The organism is Lentibacter sp. (assembly GCF_965657785.1).
GTDB lineage: Bacteria > Pseudomonadota > Alphaproteobacteria > Rhodobacterales > Rhodobacteraceae > Lentibacter.
The window spans coordinates 25,786-48,668 of sequence record NZ_CBFHPP010000011.1; the positions used below are offsets into that span (position 1 = coordinate 25,786).

Genomic DNA, 22,883 nt, shown 5'->3' on the forward strand with positions numbered 1-22,883 from the left:
ACCTCCCAGCTTTTTCTTTCTAAAAATATCCCGGGGGAGCACGAGGGGGCTGGCCCCCTCGTCCAGTCGGATTTTGCAAAGCAAAATTCGACCCCGCCTCTTCCCACGGGCAGCGTTCCCCCTTAATCTCCCACACAAGTGGGGAGACACATCATGTTCCAGAGCTTTGAAAACCGCGCTGACCCAAGTCAGGGGCGCGCGCGCTTGACAGCGTTGCGCCGCCTGATGGTTCAAGAGAATGTTACAGGCGTCCTTGTTCCCCGCGCCGATGCCCACCAAGGCGAATATTGCGCCCCCCGTGACGAGCGCCTGTCTTGGCTCACGGGTTTCACAGGCTCGGCGGGCTTTGCGGCCGTGCTCAAAGACAGTGCTGGCGTCTTCATTGACGGCCGCTACCGCACACAGGTCAAAGAGCAGGTCGATCTGGCGGTGTTTACGCCCGTGCCATGGCCCGAAACCGCACTCAAAGACTGGCTCGCCCAAGAACTGCCCGAGGGCGGCATCATCGCCTATGACCCGTGGCTGCACGTCGCCAGCGAAATCGAAGATCTGGAGGCAAGCCTCGCGCACAAAGGCTTCAGCTTTCGCGCCGGCCACAATCTCGTTGATAAAATCTGGCCCGATCAGCCCGCGCCGCCCTTGGGCACAATTGCGCCCTACCCCGAAGCGCTCGCAGGTGAGACCCACGCCTCAAAACGCGCCCGCCTAGCCAAAACCCTGCGCGCGTCGGGTCACTCCGCCGCCGTGATCACCCTGCCTGATTCCATCGCGTGGCTCCTCAATATCCGTGGCAGCGATATCCCGCGCAATCCCGTGCCGCACGCCTTCGCCATTCTCTTTGACACAGGCCATGTCACCCTCTTCGCCGATCCGAAGAAAATTGATGATATGCTGCGCACCCACCTCGGCGCTGAGGTCAAGCTGCGCCCAAGTTCAGCGTTTGAGCCAACCCTTCATTCTCTCCAAGGCACGGTGCAGGTCGATCGCAAAACCGCGCCTGTTAAGGTCGCCCAAGAACTGGCCGAAGGCAGCGCGACCCTGTCTTGGGGAGATGATCCCTGTATCCTGCCCAAAGCCTGCAAGACTGCGGCCGAAATTGCAGGCACCCAAGAGGCACACCTGCGGGATGCGGCTGCCGTGGTCGAATGCCTCACATGGCTTGAGGCTCAGCCCATAGGGTCTGTAAGAGAGATCGATGTGGTCAAACGCCTTGAAAAGGCCCGCCACGCCACCGGAGATTTGCTCGACATCAGCTTTGAAACCATTGCAGGCACTGGCCCCCACGGCGCCATTATGCACTACCGCGTCACCGAAGAGACAAATGCCCCCCTCAAAGACGGCCAGCTTCTCGTGTTGGACAGCGGCGGACAGTATATCGACGGCACAACCGACATCACCCGCACCTTGCCCATCGGCACTGTGGGCGAAGAGGAAAAGCGCGCCTTCACCCGTGTCTTACAAGGCATGATAGCAATCTCTCGCCTGCGCTTTCCCAAAGGCCTCGCAGGCCGTGATCTGGACGCGATCGCGCGCTATCCGCTCTGGCTCGCAGGGCAGGATTTCAACCATGGCACAGGGCATGGCGTCGGGGTGTATCTCTGCGTCCATGAAGGCCCGCAACGGCTCAGCCGCGTTTCAGATGTCCCGCTTCAAGCTGGTATGATCCTCTCCAACGAGCCGGGCTACTACCGCGAAGGGGCCTTTGGCATCCGGCTGGAAAATCTCATTGTCGTCCAAGAGGCCCGCGCGCTAGAGGGCGCCGATGAGCGTCCGATGTTTGATTTTCTCACGCTCACATATGTGCCGATTGCCCGTGCCCTCATCTGCAAAGAGATGCTCAGCGGTGCGGAGCGCAACTGGCTCAATCTTTATCATAAAGCCTGCTATGAGAATATCGCACCAAGGCTTTCCCCTGAGGCCCGAATGTGGTTAAGTGACGCCACTCAAGACATTTGACATTTTAGTGTAACAGTTTGCCGCCATGCTGCGCGCAACCGTACTTCAAGGATTTCGCACATGGCCCCCAAAATCACACTCACCCGCGCCACTGGCACTTGGGTTGTGCGCGCTGGCGGCGCTGTCTTGGGCGAAAGCAAAAGCGCACTTGAGCTGTCAGAAGGCGACCACCCCTCGGTGATCTATTTTCCCCGCAGCGACATTGCGACCGCTTTCCTAGATGCCAGTGCTCACAAAAGCCACTGCCCCCACAAAGGCACAGCCAGCTACTACTCAATTGTGACCAAGTCCAAAACGATTGAAAATGCGGTCTGGAGCTATGAAGCCCCGCTGGAGGCCCTCGCCAAAATCGCGGGCCACCTCGCCTTTTATACCTCAGAGGATGTCACCGTCGAGCGCGTCTGATCTTCTGGGCTCACTCAGCTGTGCTCTTCGGCCGCCGTGGCCGCCAGCGCGCGGTTATAGGCTTTCAAAGCGTCCACCTGCATCAAAGCGCCCCAGAGTTCGGGCGGCGCGTCTTCTCCTGACAAGCTCACAACAGGCAAAAACCGCGCCCCCGTGCGCTCAAACAGCGGCATAGCGGTTTCCAACGTGGCGTTGCCGTCCACATAGACCCCCTCCTCAACAAGCGCCCAAAGCTCCTCCTCTGGGGGGCAGCTCGCGTCGTCTTTGTCACGCATCAGCTTTGCAACACGAAACATCGCGAGCAGATAGGCCTGCGGTCCCGCCGCAAGGTGCACATTGCGCCGCTCCAGCTGGGTGAGAAAGAACGAGCGGTCCACAAGCCGCGAGCCAAGCGCCGTTGACATACTCACCGCCACCATCACAGCAATCGCAGTCTGCCAGTCTCCTGTCAGCTCAAAGACAATCAAGGTTGTCGAGATCGGCGCGCCCAAAACAGCCGCCGCCACAGCGCCCATCCCCGCCAGCGCATAGAGCGCGCTGGTGCCTGACACATCGGGAAAAATACTGGTCGCAATCGTCCCAAAGGCCAGCCCTGTAAGGGCACCCAGCATAAGAGACGGCGAAAACACCCCGCCCCCCATCCGCCCCGCCATGGTGATCACGACGGCCACAACTTTCAACATGGCATAGACGACCGCCTGCCACAGCAAAAGCTTGCCCGTCAAAGCCGCAGAAGTCGTCTCATAGCCAACCCCGATAATATGCGGAAAGAATATCGCCAGCGCCCCAAGCATTGCCCCCGCAATCGCAGGGCGCAACCAGCGCGGCACATTGAACTTTTGTTGCAGATGGCTGGCAATATCTTCGCCAATAAAGATCGAGCGCATCAGCGCCGCCGCAATCAGCCCGCACAGCAAACCTAAAATGATGAAAGCTGGCAGCTCCACGTAAAACGCCAAAGCAGAGCTGTCGGGCAGGCTGAATTCCGTCACATCGCCAAAAGCCAAACGGTTGATCACCGTGCCCGCGACCGAAGCAATGACAATCGGCGCAAAGGCATGAACTGCAAAATGCCGCAGCACGACCTCAAGCGCAAATAATGCCCCCGCAATCGGTGCGTTGAACGAGGCCGAAACCGCCGCAGCCACAGCACAGCCCAGCAAGTCGCGCCCCGTGATCCCGTCGGCATGAAGCTTGTTTGACACCCATGAGGATATCACCGCCGCAAGGTGCACAACAGGCCCCTCCCGCCCTGAGGAGCCACCCATGCCAAGCGTGATCAGTGAGGCAAACGCCGAGGCCACGCCCTCGCGCCGCTCCACGCGGCCATCATTCAGCGCCGCGCCCTCGATCACATCGGCCACCGAGCGCACCCGTCCGTCTGGCGTGAAATGATGCAGGATCTGCCCCACAATCAGCCCCCCCACAATCGGGATCACAAGCACCCAATACCAAGACATATTCTGTGCAAAACTATAAAGCTGGTTCACATCCTCGACGCCATAAGCCCAAGCCTGCAAGCCTTCAATGCCCTTGCGAAACAACAGCGCCGCAAAGCCCGCGGCGATCCCGATCGCCAGCGCAATAAACCAGAACTGAACCTGACTTGGCCCTTGATCCCGCAGCGCCCGCAAAGCGCGGCCAAGGTCTTCCCCCGCCGCCGCCAGCTTTTCTTTCGCAAACTTCGAGGCCATCGTCCGCCTTAACCCTTTTATGCAGCATTTTAATAAAATATTAACGAGCTACGCTTTCCCCTGCGCTCCCAAAGGCTTAACCTTGCAGCATAAATGCAGCAGGGGGCACTCATGAGCGTGACACGCGCCATTCACAGGTTAACTTCATTACTAGGCGAAGGCCTCAGCCTGTCCAAGCCCGTTCTTGAAGATCATGGCCGCTCCGAGACATATTTCCCTCTCGCCGCCCCCGATGCCGTAGCCTTTCCCACCAGCACAGAAGAGGTCAGCGCCATCGTCAAAATCTGTGCCGAAGAGGCCTGCCCCGTGATCGGCTTTGGCGCAGGCACCTCTCTTGAAGGTCAGGCCCAAGCGCCTCTGGGCGGCGTCTGCGTCGATTTTTCCAAAATGAAAGCAATCCGCCGTTTGGCCCAAGAAGATATGGTCGCCGCCGTTGAAGCGGGGATCACCCGCGAAGAGCTCAATGAAGAACTGCGCGCCACCGGGCTGTTCTTTCCCGTCGATCCGGGGGCCAATGCCTCCCTCGGAGGCATGGCCTCGACCCGCGCCTCCGGCACCACCGCCGTGCGCTACGGCACCATGCGCGACAATGTCATCGGCCTCGAAGTCGTTCTTGCAGACGGGCGCATCATCCAGACAGGCACAGAGGCCCGCAAATCTTCGGCGGGCTATGACCTGACAGGCCTCTTCGTCGGTGCCGAAGGCACCCTTGGCCTCATCACAGCCCTGACCCTGCGCTTGCGCGGCCAGCCCGAAGCCATCACAGCCGCCGTCTGCGCCTTTCCCTCCGTTGACGCCGCCGTCAACTGCGTGATCGACACGATCCAGATGGATCTCGCCATGGCCCGTATCGAAATCGTCGATACTTCAACGGTCCAAATTTTCAACACCATCGCAGGCGCAACCCTGCCTGAAACCCCGCATCTCATGCTGGAGTTTCACGGCACCGAAAGCAGCGTCCAAGACATGGCCGAAACCTTTGGCGACATCGCGGCAGATCATGGCGGTATGGGCTTTGAATGGGCCTCCCGCCCCGAAGACCGCGCCGCCCTCTGGCATATGCGCCATCACGCCTATTGGTCGATCCTCCAGTCTCGCCCTGGCTCAACCGCCTTGGTCACAGATGTCTGCGTGCCCATATCGCGTCTCGCCGAAGCCGTCACCGCCGCCCAAGACGATATCGCCCGCTCTGGCCTCATCGGGCCGATCCTCGGCCATGTCGGCGATGGCAACTTCCACTCGATTCTGATGTTTGACCCCGCCAAGCCCGAAGAGCTGACCGCCGCCAAAGAGGCCTCCGAGCGGATGGTCTCCCGCGCACTTGATATGGGTGGCACCGCCACAGGCGAGCATGGCATCGGGATCGGAAAGTTACATTATATGGAACGCGAGCATGGCGAGGGCTGGAGCCTGATGGGCGACATCAAGTCAGCACTCGATCCGCAGAACATCATGAATCCGGGCAAGCTCGTTCCGCCCAAAACCTGATCTAAAGCAAGGCCTTCGCCGCCGCACGGGCCTCTGGCGTGATTGTGTCGCCAGAGATCATCCGCGCAACTTCATCAATCCGCTCATCCGCCCCCAAAGGCTTCACAGTGGAAAGCGTCTGCCCGTTCGTGACGCTCTTTTCAACCCGCCAGTGATGCTCACCAAGGGCCGCAACCTGAGGAGAATGCGTCACAACAAGCACTTGCCCGCCCTCGCCAAGCGCGCGCAATCGGCGGCCCACTGCGTCCGCCGTCGCCCCGCCGACACCACGATCAATCTCGTCAAAAATCATCGTCACATCGCTTGCGCCACCCGTCAGACACACCTTCAGCGCCAGCAAAAAGCGGCTCAACTCCCCGCCCGAGGCGATCTTGGCCAAAGGCCCCGCAGGTGCGCCGGGGTTCGTCGCAACAACAAAGCTCACGGCGTCAAAGCCCTCTGGCCCGGCCTCGCCCTCGGTGATTTCTGTGGTAAAGACGGCCCGTTCCATCTTGAGCGGTGCCAGTTCCGCCATCACGGCGGTGTCAAGCTTTGCAGCCGCCGCGCGCCGCGCAGCACTCAGTGCCTCCGCGCCCGCGCGGTATGCCGCCTCGGCCGCTTTGCTCGCGCTTTCAAGCGCCCCAAGCGCGGCATCACTCGCATCGACCTGCTCTAGCTTGCTGCGCAATGTCTCGGCATGATCGGCCAGATCGTCAGGCTGCACTTCATATTTGCGCGCCAGCCCGCGAATGGCAAAAAGCCGCTCCTCGCAGGCTTCAAGCTCGGCAGGGCTAAACTCCATCTCGCGCAGGGTGCCTTCCACCGCGTCAGAGGCCAGCGCCAGCTCGTTCAAGCCACGCTCCAAAGCCTCAATCGCCTCGACAAGCATTTCGCCTGCCTCGCCGCCCACGGCCTCAAGCCAGCGCAAAGCCTCGCCCGCGCTGTCCTCTGCGCCCTTTTCGTCGCGCAGCCCGCTCAGAGCGCGGACAATATCGCTGCGCACCTTCTCCGCGCCCTGCATCTGACGGCGCTGGCGGTCAAGCGCCTCATCTTCGCCCACCTGTGGCGCAAGCTTGTCAAGCTCACCCACCGCATAGCGCAAATACTCTTCTTCCTCGCGCAACGCCTCAATAGCCTTCTGCGCGGCGCTCAGCTCGAACGCCGCCTTGGCCCGCGCCCGCCAAAGCCCGCGCAGCTCGCCCAGCTTGGGGCCAAGCCCCGCAAAATCGTCCAAAAGGCTGCGATGGCCGCGCGGATTGAGCAGGCCTCTGTCGTCGTTCTGCCCGTGCAGTTCAACCAGATGCTCCGAGAGCGCGCGCAACACATCACCAGAGCAGCGCCGGTCATTGACCCATGCGGTCTTGCGCCCGTCACTTGTATTGATCCGCCGCAAAATAAGTTCGCTTGCGTGTGGAATGCCTGCCTCTTCCAAGACAGCAAAGGCCGCGTGCCCCTCAGGCAAATCAAACACAGCCGTCACTTCGCCCTGACTGGCCCCGCTGCGCACAAGCTCCGCGCGCCCGCGCCAGCCCAGCACAAAGCCAAGCGAGTCAAGCAAGATGGACTTGCCCGCGCCGGTTTCGCCCGTGAGCACATTGAGCCCAGCCTCAAAGCCAAGCTCAAGGTGATCAATCAGCAGAATATCTCTAATGTCTAGCGCCCGCAGCATCTTGGCTCAGCTTTCCTGTCACAGGTTGCCCAAAGCGGTCTCTGTCACAACCAATCGCCCTTGATGGTCTGACGATAGGCCGACGCAAGCCAGTTGCCCTTAAAGAACTTCGGCTCAAGCCCCTGCCCTGACAGAAGCGCAAAGCTGTCCTCATACCATTCCGAGCTGCGGAAGTTATGCCCCAGAATAGCCGCCGCCGTTTGCGCCTCTTGGGTAAGACCCAGCGACAGATAAGATTCCACCAAACGGTGCAGCGCCTCTGGCGTATGTGTCGTGGTCTGGAAATCCTCCACAACCACACGGAAACGGTTGATCGCCGCGGTGAAACGGTCGCGCTTGAGGTAATACCGCCCGATCTCCATTTCCTTGCCCGCAAGGTGATCAAAGGCCAGATCAAACTTGAGAACAGAGGCGCGCGCATATTCGCTATCAGGATAGCCCTCGATCACAGCGCGCAAGCTTTGCAGCGCCTGAAACGTCAAGCCTTGGTCGCGGCCAACATCATCAATCTGGTCATAATAGCTCAGCGCCAGCAAATACTGCGCATAGGCGGCGTCTTCATCGGTCGGATAAAAGTCAATATAGCGCTGTGCCGAGGCGCGCGAATTTGAATAATCCTTGGCCCTGTGAAACGCATAGGCCTGCATAATCACAGCCCGCTTGGACCATGTGGAATAAGGGTAAAGCCGCTCGACCTCGCCAAAATACTTGGCGCCGTCTTCAAAGCGTCGGCGGTTCATCTCGAATTCGCCACGCTCAAAAATTTGTTCTGCGGTAAAGGTTTCCAGCGGAACTTCACCTCGTGCCAGTTTCCCTTGCTGACCACAGCCAGCCAGCGAAAGGCACAACAGCGTAAAACCGAAGATTCTCGTCAGAGAAAGCCCGCTCTTCATGCTTGATATCCCACCTACGTCTTGTGCGTGGCGTTGCGCCACTCTTGCCTCTGTCCTAGCATAGAAAATTCGAGGGCAAAACGCCATAATGTGCCTTTCAACAATGCCCATCACGCAGCACTTGCCTCAAATATTCCCAATGCAGATCTGAATGTAAAGCCGCTCAGGCGACTTGTGGCATTTCGCCCAAGTGAACGCCCGCGCCCGGAAGCCGCGCGGCTTGCGCTGGCGTGCAGCGCACAAAACAAAATGCGCCTTCCGCCTCAAAGAGTTTGCGCAACAAAGCGTTGGTCATAGCATGGCCTGCGCGCGCGCCCGTATAAACGCCCAGAATAGGCGCACCGGCAAGGGCCAGATCGCCCAAAGCATCCAGCATCTTATGGCGCACAGCCTCATCGGCATGACGCAAGCCACCCGGGCTCAGCACCTTATCGCCTTCAACCACAACAGCGTTTTCAAGCGTGCCCCCAAGGGCCAGCCCCTGCTCGTGCATCGCATCCACATCCGCCTGACGGCAGAATGTGCGGCTGTCGCAAAGCTCGCGCACAAACGATCCATTGGCCATGTTCAGTGTCTTTTGCTGACGGCCAATCGCGGCATCTTCAAAATCAATCGAAAAGTCGATCTGCATTTCATCGGCGGGGCTCAGACGCGCCCAAGCCGCGCCACGGCGGACTTCAACATCGCGCAAAATACGGATCGCCCAGACAGGCTCCTCAAGCTGCGTCAAGCCGACCTCAAGGAAGCGTTTCACAAAAGGCGCAGCGCTGCCGTCAAGGATCGGAACCTCGGGACCATCAAGTTCAATCAAAGCATTATAGATACCACAGCCCGCCAGCGCGGCCATCACGTGCTCGATCGTGGACACATCAACGCCGCTGGCGTTCACAATCCGCGTGCAGAGTGGGCCTTGCTCCACGGCGTCCCAACGGGCCGGGACAATCGCGTCTCCAAGCGCAATATCCGTGCGGCAAAACTTAACGCCATGTCCGGCCGGCGCCGGACGCACAGTCAGGCACGCAGGCTTGCCACTGTGAAGGCCAACGCCTTGGAAGCTGACTGGATGTTTGAGTGTTCTCTGCACGTATGTCGCCTATTGCTTTTGTTGGCCGCAACTTATGCTTAGGCTCGGAAAGCCTCAACTCACTCTTTGCAACCAGATGTAACATCGCCTGTTACATTCGGCGAAACACCGCCCCACAAGCCCTAAACCCCTGATAAAAAATAAAAAAGCCGCCCCTAAAGGCGGCTCTTTCGTGATATCTTATGGGCCTTAGTTGGCTTGACGGCGCAAGAAAGCGGGGATTTCGATCCGCTCTTGGTCCGCGTCAGGCTGCGCCTGAGGCTGTGTTGCGCTCACGTTTGGCTGCACACGGGGGGCCGCTGACGCCGCGCGGGGCGCGGGCTGTGCTGCGGGTTTCTGGCCCTGCTCATGCCCTGTCATACGGTTGATCAACGAGTTGATGCCAAAGCGTGGCTTCTCCTCAGCAACAGGCTGGGGCGCGGCCTCTTGGGCGGGGCGGTTGTTTTGAACCGCTTGGCGCAAACGGGCCAGGGCCTCAGGAGAGGGGGTTCCGGGCGCAGGCGCGCGCGGGGCCATGAAATCCTCGGGCGCCGCATCAATCGGCTCTGGGCGATACGCCGCTGGCTGATATGCGGGCGGCGGGAGGTCGTCCTCTACAGCCTCTTCCACTGGGGCCGCATAGGCCTCACGTGGCGTGAAGATATCTTCCATCTGCTCTTCAGCCGCCGCGTTCTCTGCATCGGGCAGCTCTTCAAAAAGCGAGCGCTCTACAGGCGCGGGCGCAGCCACAGCTGGCGCAGCCGCCGTAAAGGCAACAGCGGCCTCTTGCGCTTCAGCAGGCGCTTCTTCTGCAGCCACTTTCTGGCGCAGAGGCTCTGCAAGCGAGCGGCGCGGCACGGGAAGCTCGTTGCGAACGTCGCTCGCGTCGATCCCCGTCGCAACAACGCTCACGCGCATCTTGCCGTCCATTGTTGTGTCGAGCGTGGAGCCGACAATGATATTGGCCTCAGGGTCGACCTCTTCACGAATGCGGTTCGCCGCTTCATCCAGTTCAAAGAGCGTCAGGTCGTGGCCGCCTGTGATGTTGATCAGAACGCCTTTCGCGCCACGCAGGCTGATTTCGTCCAGCAGCGGGTTAGCAATCGCCTTCTCGGAGGCTTGCGTTGCACGATCCTCGCCATCGGCTTCGCCTGTGCCCATCATGGCCTTGCCCATTTCGTCCATAACGGCGCGCACGTCGGCAAAGTCGAGGTTGATCAAGCCGGGGCGCACCATCAGGTCCGTGACACCCTTCACACCTTGATACAAAACATCATCCGCAAGCGAGAATGCGTCTGCAAAAGTCGTCTTCTCGGTCGCGATGCGGAACAGGTTCTGGTTTGGAATAATGATCAGCGTATCAACTACTTTTTGCAAAGCCTCAACGCCGTCTTCTGCCTGACGCATACGCTTTGCGCCCTCAAACTGGAACGGCTTCGTGACAACGCCAACCGTCAAAACGCCAAGCTCGCGTGCGGCCTGCGCAATGATCGGCGCAGCGCCCGTGCCTGTGCCGCCGCCCATGCCTGCGGTGATGAAGCACATGTGTGCGCCCGCGAGGTGGTCAACAATCTGCTCAATGCTCTCTTCGGCAGCAGCCGCGCCGATGGTGGCCTTCGCGCCCGCGCCAAGACCTTCGGTTACCTTGATCCCAAGCTGCACCTTGCTGGCCGACTTGCTCTGCTGAAGCGCCTGCGCGTCGGTGTTCGCGACCACAAAGTCCACGCCCTCCAGCTCTTTGTCGATCATGTTGTTGACTGCGTTACCGCCAGCACCACCCACACCAAAAACGGTGATACGTGGCTTGAGGTCTTCCTGACCGGGCATTGTGAGATTGAGTGTCATAATTACTGTCCGCCTGATGTCTTTGTCCGCTTGCGCGGGTGCGATTTCTGCCTGTTCCGCGTTAATTCTACCTTGCCTTTGACCTATCGTCACTAAAAAAACGGCCAAATACCACAAAATATAGTCAATTATCAGCAAGAGCCTGCGGTATTTCGCCGACGGCCCAAAATATTGCGGACATCGGCCTGACAAACACCACCCACAGCAAAACACACCCCGCGCGTGAGGTGAATTTCAAATTAAAAATGGTCTTGGGCCCTGCTCGGCCTGATCGCTTCTTTTCTAGAGCGTTGGGGTGTAGCCTATCATAAGTTTTCAAAGGCTTCCAGTCTTCCTGCACAAAGCTGCGGAGTTTTTCTGTGCCCCGCCCGCATTGCGCATTTGCCAGCGCTGCGCTTGCCGCCCTATAAAGAGGCGGGAGGAGCATATGCTCAAAAGATTGATAGCTGTGATCATGATGGCCTTGGCCTGCTGCTCGCCAGCACGCGCCCAAGACAACACCCCCATAGCCCGTATCGGCGTGCTGGCCTATCTTGGGTATGAAGACGCGCTCGCGCGCTGGCATGGCCTCAAAACCTATCTTGATTCCTCCCTGCCCGCCTATCGCTTCGAGCTTGTCCCGCTCACGCTCGCCTCGGCATCGACACAGATCGCCTCAGGCCAAGTCGATTTTGTCCTGACAAACCCGGGCCACTTCGTCGACCTCAGCGCCAAACATGCCATGAGCGTGATCGCCTCGCGCAGCGTCCTGCAAAGCGACGGCCATTATGAAAGCGACTTTGGCAGCCTTATTTTTGCCCGCGCCGATACAGGCATCACCGTGCTGACCGACGCCGCAGGCAAGACTGTCGCCGCCATCGACAAGATGGCCTTTGGCGGATTTCAAACCGCGTGGCGCGAGTTTGACAATGCGGGCCTCAATCTCTTCACAGAGACTGCCGAATTGGTCTTTGTTGGCTTCCCAATGGATGAGGTCGTGACCCGTGTCGCGACAGGGCGCGCCGATATCGGAATCGTGCGCAGCGGGCTGATCGAGAGGTTGATTGCCGATGGTCACTACAACGCCAGCGATTTCACCTATCTCAACACCAGCGCAACCTATGACCACCCCAACCGTATCAGCACGCGGCTCTATCCCGAATGGCCCTTCGCCGCTCTGGCTGGGGTTGATCCTGCCTTGCGCGACAGCGTGGCACTGGCGCTTCTTAGTGCCAAGACCAGCCCGCACAGCGAAGCCAGACGCCTGCGCTATGTCTGGACAGCCCCCGTCGCCTATCACGCCGTCGAGGAGCTCAACGAAGCCTATGCCCAGCGTGTCGAAGCGCTCAGCCTTTTGCAAAAACTCTGGCGCAGCTGGCCGCTGCTGATCGGCAGCGTGCTCTTGCCACTTCTGTTGCTCGCCGCCGCTCTACGCCTCAAGCGCCCTCTGGCGCGCCCCCCCTCTGGCACGCCTCAGCCCGAGCTGACCAACCGCGAGCGCGAAATTCTGGGCCTCATCGCAGAGGGCTTTTCTTCAAAAGAAATCGCCCGCAAACTCGGGATAAGCCCGAAGACAGTCGAGTTTCACCGCGCCAACCTGTTGAAAAAATATGAGGCCCGCTCCTCAAGCCAGCTGGTCGCCTTGGCGAGCTGAAAGCCCACCCTAGGCATCGCCCTAGCCCCAAACCCATGGTTCCCCCCAGCTGTGCATCTGGCTCACGCCTGTCATGATGACCCTAGCGTTGCAGCAAGCAACCGAACCAAGAGGGAGACGATCATGAAGAAACTTATTTCAATGGCCATGGCTCTGACCATCGCAGCCGCCAGCTTTGTTTTTACAACCGCAAGCGCCGAGGCCAACGAGCGCTACGGCAAGCAGAAAGTCGTTTATCACATCAATTATGATGGCGGTCAGGACGACAAAAAATATCGCGGCGCCATGCGCAACATCCAAAACCACATCAACGCCGTCGGCGCCGAGAACATGGATATCAAAGTTGTGCTCCACGGCAACGGCCTTGGCCTTTTGTCCCAAGCCAAAGCAAACGAAGCCCTGCGCGGGCAAGTGCTTGAGCTCAAGGGTCAGAACGTCGCCGTGCACGTCTGCAACAACACCCTGAAGGGCCGCAAAATCTCTTATGAGAATGATCTCTTTGACGTCTACGAAGAAGACATCGTGCCAAGCGGTGTGGCCGAGCTTTCACATCTGCAACTGCAAGGCTACACCTACATCAAGCCCTAAGCTTGCACCTCAAAAGCCAAAGGCCGCTCCATTTGGGGCGGCCTTTTTATCTTACCAATTGTCACGGAACCAGCGCATCACGCGTTTGAGCGAACGCGCAGGGTAGCGGTCCACAGGCAGCTCGAAGTCCCACCACTCGTCTTGCGGATGCGCCGCAAAAAGCGACAGCCCCACCGCGCTGGCAAAGCCCGGACCCGTGGCCGCCTGCGGCAAGCCCTGAACCCGCACAGGCCGCCCAAGGCGCACTTGCTGGCCCAGAATGCGGCTCGCCAACCCGTCCAGTCCAGGGATCTGGCTTGCGCCCCCCGTCAAAACGATCTGCTGGCTGGGCAGGTGGTCAAAGCCCGCCGCATCCAGCTTGGCGCGCACCTCCTCAAGGATTTCTTCCACACGCGGACGCATGATCCCGATCAGTTCGGTGCGGCTCACAGAGCGACGGTCATGCTCCCAGTCGCCGGTATCCCCGCCCATATCAATCATCTCGCGGTCGTCCATGCCGGTGGCCACAACGCCGCCATAAAACGTCTTGATGCGCTCCGCCGTGCTCATCGGCACTTGCAGACCCATCGAAATATCGCCGGTTACATGGTCGCCACCAAGGCGCACAGCATCGGCATAAATCATGTGCTTCTTCATAAAGATCGAAACACCCGTGGTGCCGCCGCCCATGTCAATACAGGCCGCGCCAAGCTCTTGCTCGTCTTCCACAAGTGCCGCATACCCCGACGCATAGGAAGACGAATAGATCCCCGCCAGCTCCAGATCACAGCGGCGCACACAATGCGCTAAATTCTGGATCACCGAGCCATCGACAGACAAAAGATGCATATCCGCGGCCAGACGCGCGCCCATTTGTCCCCGCGGATCAGACAGACCCGAGCGGTGGTCCAGCGCAAAGTTGACAGGCTGCGCATGAAGCACCTCGCGCGCCACCCCAATATCAGGCACATCACAGGCGCTCAGCACACGGCTCACGTCTTCATCACTCACCATTTGCCCGTCAAGGTCTACGCCTCCGACAAGCCCGTATGAGCGCGGATCGCCTCCGGAAAAACAGGCAATCACATGATCCACACGAATGTTCGCCATTTTCTGCGCCGCCTGAACAGCGGTGCGAATGGCGCGTTCGGTTTCCGCCATTGTGTCGATCTCGCCAAAGCGCACCCCGCGCGAGCGCGTCGTCGCCGCGCCAATCACACGAAAGCCCGCCTGCCCCGCCATCGACACAACCGTATCGCCCAAAACCTCACTGCCATCAAAGCGCAACACAAGACAGGCAATCTTGGAACTGCCCACATCCAGAATGGCAATCACGCCTCGCTGCATGGCTGCGCGCCGCATATTGCGCATGGCGCGTTGGGATTCGTAAAGCTCGATCATTGGTCTTCCACTTTCACTTCCGTCGCGCGCGCCTTCCAGCGCTCGCGCGTTGCCGCGTCACTCATTCTCAAAGTCGGGCGATGCGCCACCCGCATATCCACAACCGTCACATCCCGCCCCAAAAGGTCGCGCGCCGTGTTCAGCGCAAGCACCCGTTGCAGCGCCTGCACAGGCCGATCTTCTGGCAGCATGATCCGCTGATCCCGATCCAGAACCACATCCCAGCGGCGCTCGCCAATCCGTGCAACCCCGCGCAAGCGGTCCTGCAAAGGCGCTGCAACCGAGAGAATTTGCATGGCTTCCGCCAGCTCATACGCCGCCCCGTCGCCCGCAATCAGCGGCAAGTCAGAGCGCTCGTGGCGGCTACCAATCTCGCGAAAGGCGACGCCCTCGCCGTCCAGAAGCGAGAGGCCCTCAAGCCTGCGCCAGATCGCAACAGGCTGGCGCTCCTCAATATCAATCTGCAAAATCCCGCCCGACTTGATCTTGATCCGCGCCGATTTCACAGCTGGCAGAGCCGCCACATTCTGGCGGATTTCTTCCAAATCAAACTCAAAGGACGACAGCGGAAAATCAAACGGAACGACGGCGCGGATATCTTCGCCCAAGGCCGCAGTCGCCCCGTCAATCGCCATCAGCTTGACCATAAATTCGGGGCGGTTCTTGATCTCTGCGCGCAAGTCGGCAAAGGCAATGTTGAAATTGTCCCGACGCCCTTGATCGGCAAAATAGACAAGCCCGACACTCAAAGAGATCGCAAAAGGCACCCCGAAGCGCAGCGCCAAACGAAACATCGGCGTCAGCATCAAGCGCTGATAGCGGTAGCTCCAACGGCTCGGTGCCGGATCTGCCTTGTTTGAAAAACGCGGCGCTCTCATCTCAGACATGACGCATCCTCCACCATCCAAGCACAAAGCGCCCCAAAGCTCATCCCAACAGCGCGCGCCTGCTCGGGGCTGAGCGAGGTCGGGGTCATCCCGGGCTGCGTGTTGGTTTCAAGCAAAACAAGGCCTTCGGCTCCGCGCGCTTCGTCCCAGCGATAATCGGTGCGGCTCACACCACGACAGCCAAGCGCCTGATGCGCAGTCACGGCGTATTCCATGCAAAGCTCGAAAATATCCTGCGGAATATCAGCAGGGCAGACATGGCGCGAGCCGCCCTCGGTGTATTTCGCGTCATAATCATACCACCCCTCGGTGATAATCTCGGTCACAGTCAGCGCCTGATCGCCCATCACCGTGGTGGTCAGCTCGCGCCCCGCCGCATAGGCCTCGACCATGACGGTCTCAGGCATTGACGCGTCAAGCTGGGGCGGCCCGTTCGCCGCTTCCTTCACAATATAAACCCCGACAGAGGAGCCTTCATTGTAGGGCTTCACAACATAGGGCGGGGCCATCACGTGTGCCGCGCTCACATCGGCTTTTGCGGCCAGAAGCGAGGGCACAACAGGCAAGCCATGGGCGCGGTAAACCTCTTTGGTGCGCTCCTTGTCCATCGCCAGCGCAGAGGCCAAAACGCCCGAATGCGTGTAAGGAAGATGCAGCCACTCAAGCAGACCCTGCACACAGCCGTCTTCGCCCCAGCGTCCGTGCAAAGCATTAAAAACAACATCAGGGGCAAGCGCGCGCAAACGCTCGGCAATATCTTGCCCAGCGTCCAGCTCTGTAACCTCATAGCCCTCTTCGCGCAGCGCATTGGCACATTCTCGGCCTGACACGAGAGACACCTCGCGCTCCGCCGATGGTCCGCCCATCAACACTGCTACTTTGGGGGTTGTCCTGCCCGACATCCCGATCCGCCTAATTTTGGGGCCATTTTTGGCCCTCGTTGCTGTTTATCGTCTGTTGTTTTGTCGTTTGATAGTGCCTGACTCACGGGGTTGGTTCGCCAACCCTCATAATTTCCCACTCTAGCGTGATCCCGCTGTTTTCGTAAACCTTTTTTCGCACCTCTTCGCCAAGACCCTCAAGGTCGGCGGCTGTTGCGCCGCCCGCGTTGATCATGAAGTTGGAGTGCATCTCGCTCATCTGCGCGCCACCACGCCGTGCGCCGCGCATCCCTGCCTCGTCAATCACTGTCCACGCCTTCAGCGCGTGGCTGTCGTCAGCCTGCCCTGTCGAGCTATAACCCGCTGGGTTGCGAAAGGTGCTGCCCGCACTGCGTTCTTTGGTTGGCTGGGTCGCATCGCGCTTGGCAAGCTGCTCCTCCATCCGCGCATGAAGCGCCTCAGGCGCAGCGCCCGGCCCCTCAAACGTGGCCTCAACCAAGACCATGCCCTCAGGCAGCGCGCTCTGGCGGTATTCAAATTTCAGATCATCAGGCCCAAGCGTGATAATCTCTCCGCCCCGCGTCACCGCTTTGGCGCTGACAAAGACATCGGCGATATAGCGGCCATAACAGCCCGCATTCATCTTGACCGCGCCGCCAACCGCGCCGGGAATGGTGCGCAGGAACGTCAGATCAATCCCCGCATCCGCCGCTTTGCGCGCCACGTGCGCATCCAGCGCCGCCGCGCCCGCGCGCACGCGGTTTCCCTCAATCTCGATATGGTTAAACCCGCGCCCCATTTTGATCACAACAGCACGCAAGCCACCGTCGCGCACAATCAGGTTGGAGCCAACGCCCATAGGGAAAACCGCAACAGAAGGATCAAGCGCCGCCATAAAACCCGCCAGATCGTCCAGATCTGCAGGGCCAAAGAGCCAGTCCGCAGGCCCGCCCACGCGCAGCCATGTCAGCTCGCTCAAAAGCTTGCCCGCGCGCAGCGTGCCACGCACCTCTGGCAGAGTGTGGCTCATCGCGCGCGCCCCAAGCCGCGCAGCCAGCGCATCAGATAAATCACAGGCCAGCGCAACATACTCATCGCAGCCACAAGAACCAGAAGACCAACCCAAGGGCCGTTTTCATAGGTCACATAGCCCAAAAGCGGAATGCCAAGGCCGATCAGCCCGTAAGCGCGGCCCCAGAGATTATCGCGGCTCGGCAGCATGGCAAGAATGTTTGCCGCCGCCGCCCAAAGGCACGCCAATGTCAGCGAAAGCGTCATTCACCCGCCCCAAGCGCCACAGGCAACCCATTGGCCCAAGCACTGATCGTGCCCGCACCAAGACAAACAACCATATCCCCCGCTTTGGCCTCGGCCCTCACCAGCGCCAAAAGTGTCGCCTCATCCGGCACAGCCTGCGCGTTGCGGTGACCATGGGCAATCAAACCCGCGATCAAGTCATCACGGCTCGCGCCCTCAATCGGCGCTTCGCCCGCGCTATAAACATCTGCAATGCCGACAACATCCGCCTCGTTAAAACAGGCGCAAAACTCGGCGAAATGGTGGTGCAGCCGCGTGTAGCGGTGCGGCTGATGCACCGCAATAATACGCCCCTCAGAGGCCTGCCGCGCCGCCTTGAGCACAGCGGCAATCTCGGTGGGGTGATGGCCATAATCGTCAATAATCGTGACCCCGTTGACAACACCCACCTTGGTAAAGCGGCGGTTCACCCCGCCAAAGGCCGCCAGAGCGGCGCGAATTTCATCAAGCTTCATGCCCAAATGCCGCGCCACAGCCACAGCGCTCAACGCATTGGAAACATTGTGATCCCCGGGCATAGGCAAGGTGCAGCCGTCAATCCGCTTGCCCTCGCTCTGCAAGACAATATCAAAGCACGCCGCGCCGTCTTTATAGTGCAAGTTGACCGCGCGCACATCGGCCTGCGCATTGAAGCCGTAAGTGACAACGCGGCGGTCGGTGAGCTTGCCCACCAAAGTCTGCACATCGCTGTCATCGGTGCAACAAACAGCTATGCCATAAAACGGGATCCCTGACACAAACTCGTAAAACCCGCGGTGCAGGTTTTCTTCTGTGCCCCAGTGCTCCATGTGCTCAGGGTCGATATTGGTCACAATCGCAATTGTGGCTGGCAGGCGGTTGAACGTGCCGTCGCTCTCGTCGGCCTCCACAACCATCCACTCGCCCTCGCCCGTGCGCGCATTGGAGCCATAGGCGTGAATGATCCCGCCGTTCACAACCGTGGGGTCAAATTTGCCATGATCCAGAAGCGCTGCAACCATCGTTGTGGTCGTCGTCTTGCCATGCGTGCCCGCCACCGCAATGTTGGATTTGAGCCGCATCAGCTCAGCCAGCATCTCTGCACGGCGCACAACAGGCAGCCCCTTAAGGCGCGCTTCGTCAAGCTCGGGGTTGCCCGGCTTGATCGCGGAGGAAATCACAACAACCTGCGCCTCGGCGAGGTTTTCGGCCTTCTGGCCTTCAAAAATAGTCGCGCCCATCTCGGCCAAACGGTCGGTGATCTTGCTGCGCTTGAGGTCCGAGCCTTGCACCCTGTAACCATGGGTCAGCAGCACCTCGGCAATCCCCGACATCCCGATCCCGCCGATCCCGACAAAATGGATCGCCCCTACATCGCCCGGAAGCTTCGTCGCTGCTGCACTCATATTACTACCCTTTCTACGCCAGTTCTTCGACCAGCTTTTGCAATTCTTCTGCCGCCTCGGGCTTTGACACAGACAGCGCCGCCGCAGCCATCATCCGCGCGCCCTCTTCTGTGTCCATCACACTCAAGATCTGCTCGCTCAAAGCCTCTGCCGTCAGCTTGCTTTCAGGGATCACAATCGCCCCGCCCGCCTCGGCCAGCCCGCGCGCATTTGCGCTCTGATGATCTCCCGCCGCGGCGGCAAAAGGAATAAGGATCGAAGGCCGCCCGATCACGGAAATATCCGCCACCGAAGACGCCCCCGAGCGCGAGATAATCAACTGCGCCTCGCTGATGCGCGCTGGCACATCCTGAAAAAACGGCTCAACTTCGGCTGGAATACCATGATCGGCATAAAACGCCGCAACCCGCGCGCCATCCTCCTCGCGCGCCTGATGGGCCACCCGCAGATGCTCCAACAAAGCCTCGGGAAGCATGGCAATCGCCGCAGGCACAATATCGCTCAGAATCCGCGCCCCCTGCGAGCCACCGATCACCAAAAGAGACATCGGGTAGGCACCCGGCGTGATATACCCCGCCCCCGCGCGCTCCCGCACAGTGCCCCGCACAGGGTTGCCTGTGTGGATACCCTCAACGCCCTCTGGCAATGTGGTCGGCCAGGTGCCGCAAGCCACAACATCAACCCGCTTGGCAAAAAGCGTGTTCACCCGCCCCAAAACCCCGTTTTGCTCATGGATCATACACGGCTTGCGCAACAGCCACGCCGCCGCCATCGCAGGGATACTCGGATAGCCGCCAAAGCCAACCACAACAGCAGGCTTGTCGCGCAACATCTTAACGCTCGCGGCCAAAACACCGCCCAAAATCCGGAACGGAACCACAAGCTTGCTCAACAGCCCACCGCGCGCAAAGGTCGAGGAGGCCACCTGCTCTATTTCAACCGAATGGGGAAATCCGCCTGTGTAACGTGCGCCGCGCGCATCCGTGCTCAGCTTCACACGCCATCCCGCGCGCAACATCCGCTCCGCCAGTGCCTGCGCAGGAAACATATGCCCGCCGGTTCCTCCCGCCGCAATAATCAGCAGCGGTTTGTGCTCACTCATCTCTTCTGACCCCTGAAGATATCATCAATCTCCCCTTGCGGCCTTGAGCGTGTAAATGCAAGCAACATACCCACAGCAATCCCCCCCGCAATCAGCGAAGACCCGCCGTAGCTCACAAAGGGCAAGGTCATGCCTTTGGCGGGCAACAGCCTGACCGCAACCCCGAGGTTGATCATCGCCTGCACCCCGAAGATCGCCGCAAGCCCCGTGCCCGCAAGGCGGATAAACGGATCGCGCTCGCGAATAAGGCGCATCATGGAGCGCACGACAATACAGGCATAGAGCGCAATGATAGAGATCACGAGAATGAGGCCGTATTCTTCCGCCGCCACCGCAATGATAAAGTCTGTATGCGCGTCAGGCAGGCTCCACTTGACCTGCCCCTCGCCAACACCCACGCCAAAAAAGCCGCCCTCGCGGATCGCATTGGTGGCATAGCCAAGCTGCGTGCGCGGGTCGATATCGGGGCTGAGAAAGCCGTCAATACGGCGCGCAAAATGCTCGGACGCCGAATAGGCAAAGCTCCCCGCCGCCACCACAGCGCCCGCAAGGCTGATCAGCAAAATCATAGGCGCACCCGCGATAAAATACATAACGCCCCAGCCAAACAGGAGCAAAGCCGCCTGACCAAAATCAGGCTGCATCGCGAGAATAAACGCGACGATAATCAAAAGCGCAAACGACAGCGCCTTGCCGGGCGGCCCGTTGATCTGAAAGCTCGCCGCCATCAGCCACGCCGTCACCACAATAAATCCGGGCTTCAAAAACTCGCTGGGCTGCAGCGAAGCAAAGCCGAGACTATACCAACGCACAGCCCCCTTGCCGAAATCCGTGCCAAAAACAGGCAAACCAAGCAGCGCCACAAAGGAAACCAGAAAGCCGATCACAGCCAAACGCCGCACAAGCTGCGGCGGCATCATCGACGTGACCAGCATCGCCATCAGCGCCAGACCGCCAAAAACGGCTTGCCGCTGCACATAATGAAAGGCGCCAAAGCCGTTGCGCTCCGCCAGAGGCGGGCTGGCCGCCAGCCCAAGCAACAGCCCGATCGCAAACAGCAGCAAAATACACGACAGCGTCCACTTATCTATCGTGCGCCACCACTTGGGAAGCACAGGTTCGCCCGATTGCACGGGAACCGTGCCATACACCATCTCTGTCATTTCAATGTCACCGCAAGCTGCCTCAACCGCCCCTTTTCGGGGTCTGTTCCTGCCAGTTTAGCATGGTGATTCGCCTTTGGGAAGTAGGCGATTCGCGCCAAAGTGGTGAAAAAGCCGCCCAATCGCCTCCAAGGCAAGAGGTTGCCAAAGCCTGCGCTTGAGATTAGCTCCCCCTGATGCAAGTCAACACACTCATCCTAGGCGCAGGCGCCGCCGGCCTCATGTGTGCCGCCCACGCGGGGCCAAACACGCTCGTCATCGATCATGCCAAAAAACCGGGCGAGAAAATCCGCATCTCAGGCGGCGGGCGCTGCAACTTTACCAATATGTATTGCACGCCTGCAAACTTCCTCTCTGAGAACCCGCATTTCGCCAAATCCGCCCTCGCGCGCTACACCCAGTGGGACTTTATCGAGCTGGTCGCCAAGCACGGCATCGCCTATCACGAAAAGACCCTCGGTCAGCTCTTCTGTGACGGCAAATCCACCCAGATCATCGATATGCTGCTCGCCGAGATGGCCCGCGCAGAGGCCGCGCTCTGGCTTGAAACCACAGTGATCAGCGTGACCCACGACGGCACAGACTTCGCCGCGACGCTGGAGCACAAAGGCAAGCGCAAGACCGTCCTCGCGCGCAACCTTGTGCTCGCCACAGGCGGCAAATCCATCCCCAAAATGGGCGCAACGGGGCTGGCCTACGAGATCGCCGAGCAGTTCGGCCACAACCTCACCGAGACGCGCCCCGCCCTTGTGCCCTTCACCTTCTCCGACAATCCCTTCACGCCCCTGTCAGGCACAGCCGCCCAAACCCGCGCCACAGCAGGCCAGACAAGTTTTGACGAGGCCACGCTCTTCACCCATCGTGGCCTCTCTGGCCCCGCCATGCTGCAAATCTCCTCCTACTGGCAGGAGGGCGAGGCCATCACCCTCAATCTTGATCCGCAAAATACGCTGTATGAGGCCCTGCGCCGCCAGCGCCAGAGCCAAGGCCGCAAACAGCTCACAACAGAGCTTGCCCGCCACCTGCCCGCCAAACTCGTCGAGCATCTCACAGCCCCGCTGGCCCTCTCAGGCAACCTCGCCGATCAGTCCGATGCCCGCCTCACCGAAATCGTGCACACCCTACAAAACTGGCAGCTTAAACCCACCGCCACAGAGGGCTACCGCACCGCCGAAGTCACCCTTGGCGGTATCTCCACAAGAGAGATCAGCTCGAAATCCATGGAAAGCAGCCTCCAGAAAGGCCTCTACATGATCGGCGAATGCGTAGATGTCACAGGCTGGCTCGGCGGGTTCAATTTCCAATGGGCTTGGTCCTCTGCCATGGCCGCAGCCCGCAACATTGCCCGGCCCTCCGACACCCGCTCATAGCAAATGCCCCAAAGCGCCCCCACCAGCCCCGCAAACAGCGCGCAAAACCAGCGCAAAACCAGCGCAAAACCTGCGCAAAACCTGCGCGCCCAAACCCGTCTTTTTCTTTCTAAAAATATCCCAGGGGGTGCGGGGGACTGGTCCCCCGCCTGTTCTGTGGTGCGGGGGACTGGTCCCCCGCCTAGCCTGTGGTGCAGGAGGCTCCC

19 protein-coding genes are annotated in these 22,883 nt (G+C 59.8%); 6 read left to right on the forward strand and 13 right to left on the reverse strand.

Features of this window, described 5'->3' with window-relative positions:
* Nucleotides 1–153: 153 nt before the first annotated feature.
* Both ACTF58_RS08155 and ACTF58_RS08160 read left to right on the forward strand, forming a co-directional pair.
* Complete coding sequence (locus ACTF58_RS08155; RefSeq protein ID WP_438991478.1) at nucleotides 154–1,956, forward strand: aminopeptidase P family protein; 1,803 nt, start codon at nucleotides 154–156, stop codon at nucleotides 1,954–1,956.
* 60 nt (nucleotides 1,957–2,016) lie between these two features.
* A complete protein-coding gene (locus ACTF58_RS08160) occupies nucleotides 2,017–2,361 on the forward strand; it encodes a DUF427 domain-containing protein (RefSeq protein WP_438991479.1) in 345 nt (114 codons plus the stop codon).
* Between the two features lie 14 nt (nucleotides 2,362–2,375).
* On the opposite strand, the gene ACTF58_RS08165 is transcribed toward ACTF58_RS08160, so the two are convergent.
* Nucleotides 2,376–4,055 (reverse strand): chloride channel protein, encoded by a 1,680-nt coding sequence (locus tag ACTF58_RS08165; protein ID WP_438991480.1) that lies wholly within the window; start codon nucleotides 4,053–4,055, stop codon nucleotides 2,376–2,378.
* Nucleotides 4,056–4,166: 111 nt separating this feature from the next.
* Here ACTF58_RS08165 and ACTF58_RS08170 point away from each other — a divergent pair, with 111 nt between their 5' ends.
* The gene (locus tag ACTF58_RS08170) at nucleotides 4,167–5,543 is read left to right on the forward strand and encodes an FAD-binding oxidoreductase (RefSeq protein ID WP_438991481.1); all 1,377 of its coding nucleotides are present in this window, start codon (nucleotides 4,167–4,169) and stop codon (nucleotides 5,541–5,543) included.
* A 1-nt stretch (nucleotide 5,544) separates the two neighbouring features.
* Here ACTF58_RS08170 and recN read toward each other — a convergent pair whose 3' ends face one another.
* The 4 genes from recN to ftsZ form a co-directional block, all read right to left on the reverse strand.
* Entirely contained in the window at nucleotides 5,545–7,191 is a 1,647-nt protein-coding gene (recN, locus tag ACTF58_RS08175) for a DNA repair protein RecN (RefSeq protein ID WP_438991482.1), read from the reverse strand.
* Nucleotides 7,192–7,235: 44 nt separating this feature from the next.
* The gene (locus ACTF58_RS08180) at nucleotides 7,236–8,084 is read right to left on the reverse strand and encodes an outer membrane protein assembly factor BamD (protein WP_438991483.1); all 849 of its coding nucleotides are present in this window, start codon (nucleotides 8,082–8,084) and stop codon (nucleotides 7,236–7,238) included.
* Between the two features lie 163 nt (nucleotides 8,085–8,247).
* Nucleotides 8,248–9,168 (reverse strand): UDP-3-O-acyl-N-acetylglucosamine deacetylase, encoded by a 921-nt coding sequence (gene lpxC / locus ACTF58_RS08185; RefSeq protein ID WP_438991484.1) that lies wholly within the window; start codon nucleotides 9,166–9,168, stop codon nucleotides 8,248–8,250.
* 189 nt (nucleotides 9,169–9,357) lie between these two features.
* Nucleotides 9,358–10,992: a cell division protein FtsZ gene (gene ftsZ, locus ACTF58_RS08190; protein ID WP_438991485.1), complete on the reverse strand. Its 1,635-nt coding sequence runs from the start codon at nucleotides 10,990–10,992 to the stop codon at nucleotides 9,358–9,360.
* A 427-nt stretch (nucleotides 10,993–11,419) separates the two neighbouring features.
* Between ftsZ and ACTF58_RS08195 the strand changes: the two genes are divergently transcribed.
* Both ACTF58_RS08195 and ACTF58_RS08200 read left to right on the forward strand, forming a co-directional pair.
* Nucleotides 11,420–12,625: a PhnD/SsuA/transferrin family substrate-binding protein gene (locus ACTF58_RS08195; protein ID WP_438991486.1), complete on the forward strand. Its 1,206-nt coding sequence runs from the start codon at nucleotides 11,420–11,422 to the stop codon at nucleotides 12,623–12,625.
* Between the two features lie 123 nt (nucleotides 12,626–12,748).
* Complete coding sequence (locus tag ACTF58_RS08200; RefSeq protein WP_438991487.1) at nucleotides 12,749–13,213, forward strand: DsrE family protein; 465 nt, start codon at nucleotides 12,749–12,751, stop codon at nucleotides 13,211–13,213.
* A 51-nt stretch (nucleotides 13,214–13,264) separates the two neighbouring features.
* Here ACTF58_RS08200 and ftsA read toward each other — a convergent pair whose 3' ends face one another.
* From ftsA to ftsW, 8 genes are all read right to left on the reverse strand, one after another.
* The gene (gene ftsA / locus ACTF58_RS08205) at nucleotides 13,265–14,593 is read right to left on the reverse strand and encodes a cell division protein FtsA (protein WP_438991488.1); all 1,329 of its coding nucleotides are present in this window, start codon (nucleotides 14,591–14,593) and stop codon (nucleotides 13,265–13,267) included.
* Entirely contained in the window at nucleotides 14,590–15,480 is an 891-nt protein-coding gene (locus tag ACTF58_RS08210) for a cell division protein FtsQ/DivIB (RefSeq protein WP_438991489.1), read from the reverse strand. The genes ftsA and ACTF58_RS08210 overlap by 4 nt, the downstream gene beginning before the upstream one ends.
* Nucleotides 15,468–16,382, reverse strand: a complete 915-nt coding sequence (locus ACTF58_RS08215; RefSeq protein ID WP_438991490.1) for a D-alanine--D-alanine ligase — start codon at nucleotides 16,380–16,382, stop codon at nucleotides 15,468–15,470. The genes ACTF58_RS08210 and ACTF58_RS08215 overlap by 13 nt, the downstream gene beginning before the upstream one ends.
* Before the next feature lie 82 nt (nucleotides 16,383–16,464).
* Nucleotides 16,465–17,391: a UDP-N-acetylmuramate dehydrogenase gene (gene murB, locus ACTF58_RS08220; protein ID WP_438991491.1), complete on the reverse strand. Its 927-nt coding sequence runs from the start codon at nucleotides 17,389–17,391 to the stop codon at nucleotides 16,465–16,467.
* Complete coding sequence (locus ACTF58_RS08225; protein ID WP_438991492.1) at nucleotides 17,388–17,639, reverse strand: DUF2484 family protein; 252 nt, start codon at nucleotides 17,637–17,639, stop codon at nucleotides 17,388–17,390. The genes murB and ACTF58_RS08225 overlap by 4 nt, the downstream gene beginning before the upstream one ends.
* On the reverse strand, nucleotides 17,636–19,042 hold the full coding sequence (murC, locus tag ACTF58_RS08230) for a UDP-N-acetylmuramate--L-alanine ligase (RefSeq protein ID WP_438991493.1): 1,407 nt from the start codon (nucleotides 19,040–19,042) through the stop codon (nucleotides 17,636–17,638). Before murC ends, ACTF58_RS08225 begins: the two co-directional genes overlap by 4 nt.
* Nucleotides 19,043–19,055: 13 nt before the next feature.
* Entirely contained in the window at nucleotides 19,056–20,144 is a 1,089-nt protein-coding gene (locus ACTF58_RS08235) for a UDP-N-acetylglucosamine--N-acetylmuramyl-(pentapeptide) pyrophosphoryl-undecaprenol N-acetylglucosamine transferase (protein ID WP_438991494.1), read from the reverse strand.
* Nucleotides 20,141–21,307 carry a putative lipid II flippase FtsW gene (ftsW, locus tag ACTF58_RS08240; RefSeq protein WP_438991495.1) on the reverse strand — a complete coding sequence of 389 codons (1,167 nt, stop codon included), beginning with the start codon at nucleotides 21,305–21,307 and terminating at the stop codon, nucleotides 20,141–20,143. The genes ACTF58_RS08235 and ftsW overlap by 4 nt, the downstream gene beginning before the upstream one ends.
* A 176-nt stretch (nucleotides 21,308–21,483) precedes the next feature.
* Here ftsW and ACTF58_RS08245 point away from each other — a divergent pair, with 176 nt between their 5' ends.
* Nucleotides 21,484–22,677 (forward strand): NAD(P)/FAD-dependent oxidoreductase, encoded by a 1,194-nt coding sequence (locus tag ACTF58_RS08245; RefSeq protein WP_438991496.1) that lies wholly within the window; start codon nucleotides 21,484–21,486, stop codon nucleotides 22,675–22,677.
* The last annotated feature ends 206 nt before the right edge of the window (nucleotides 22,678–22,883 follow it).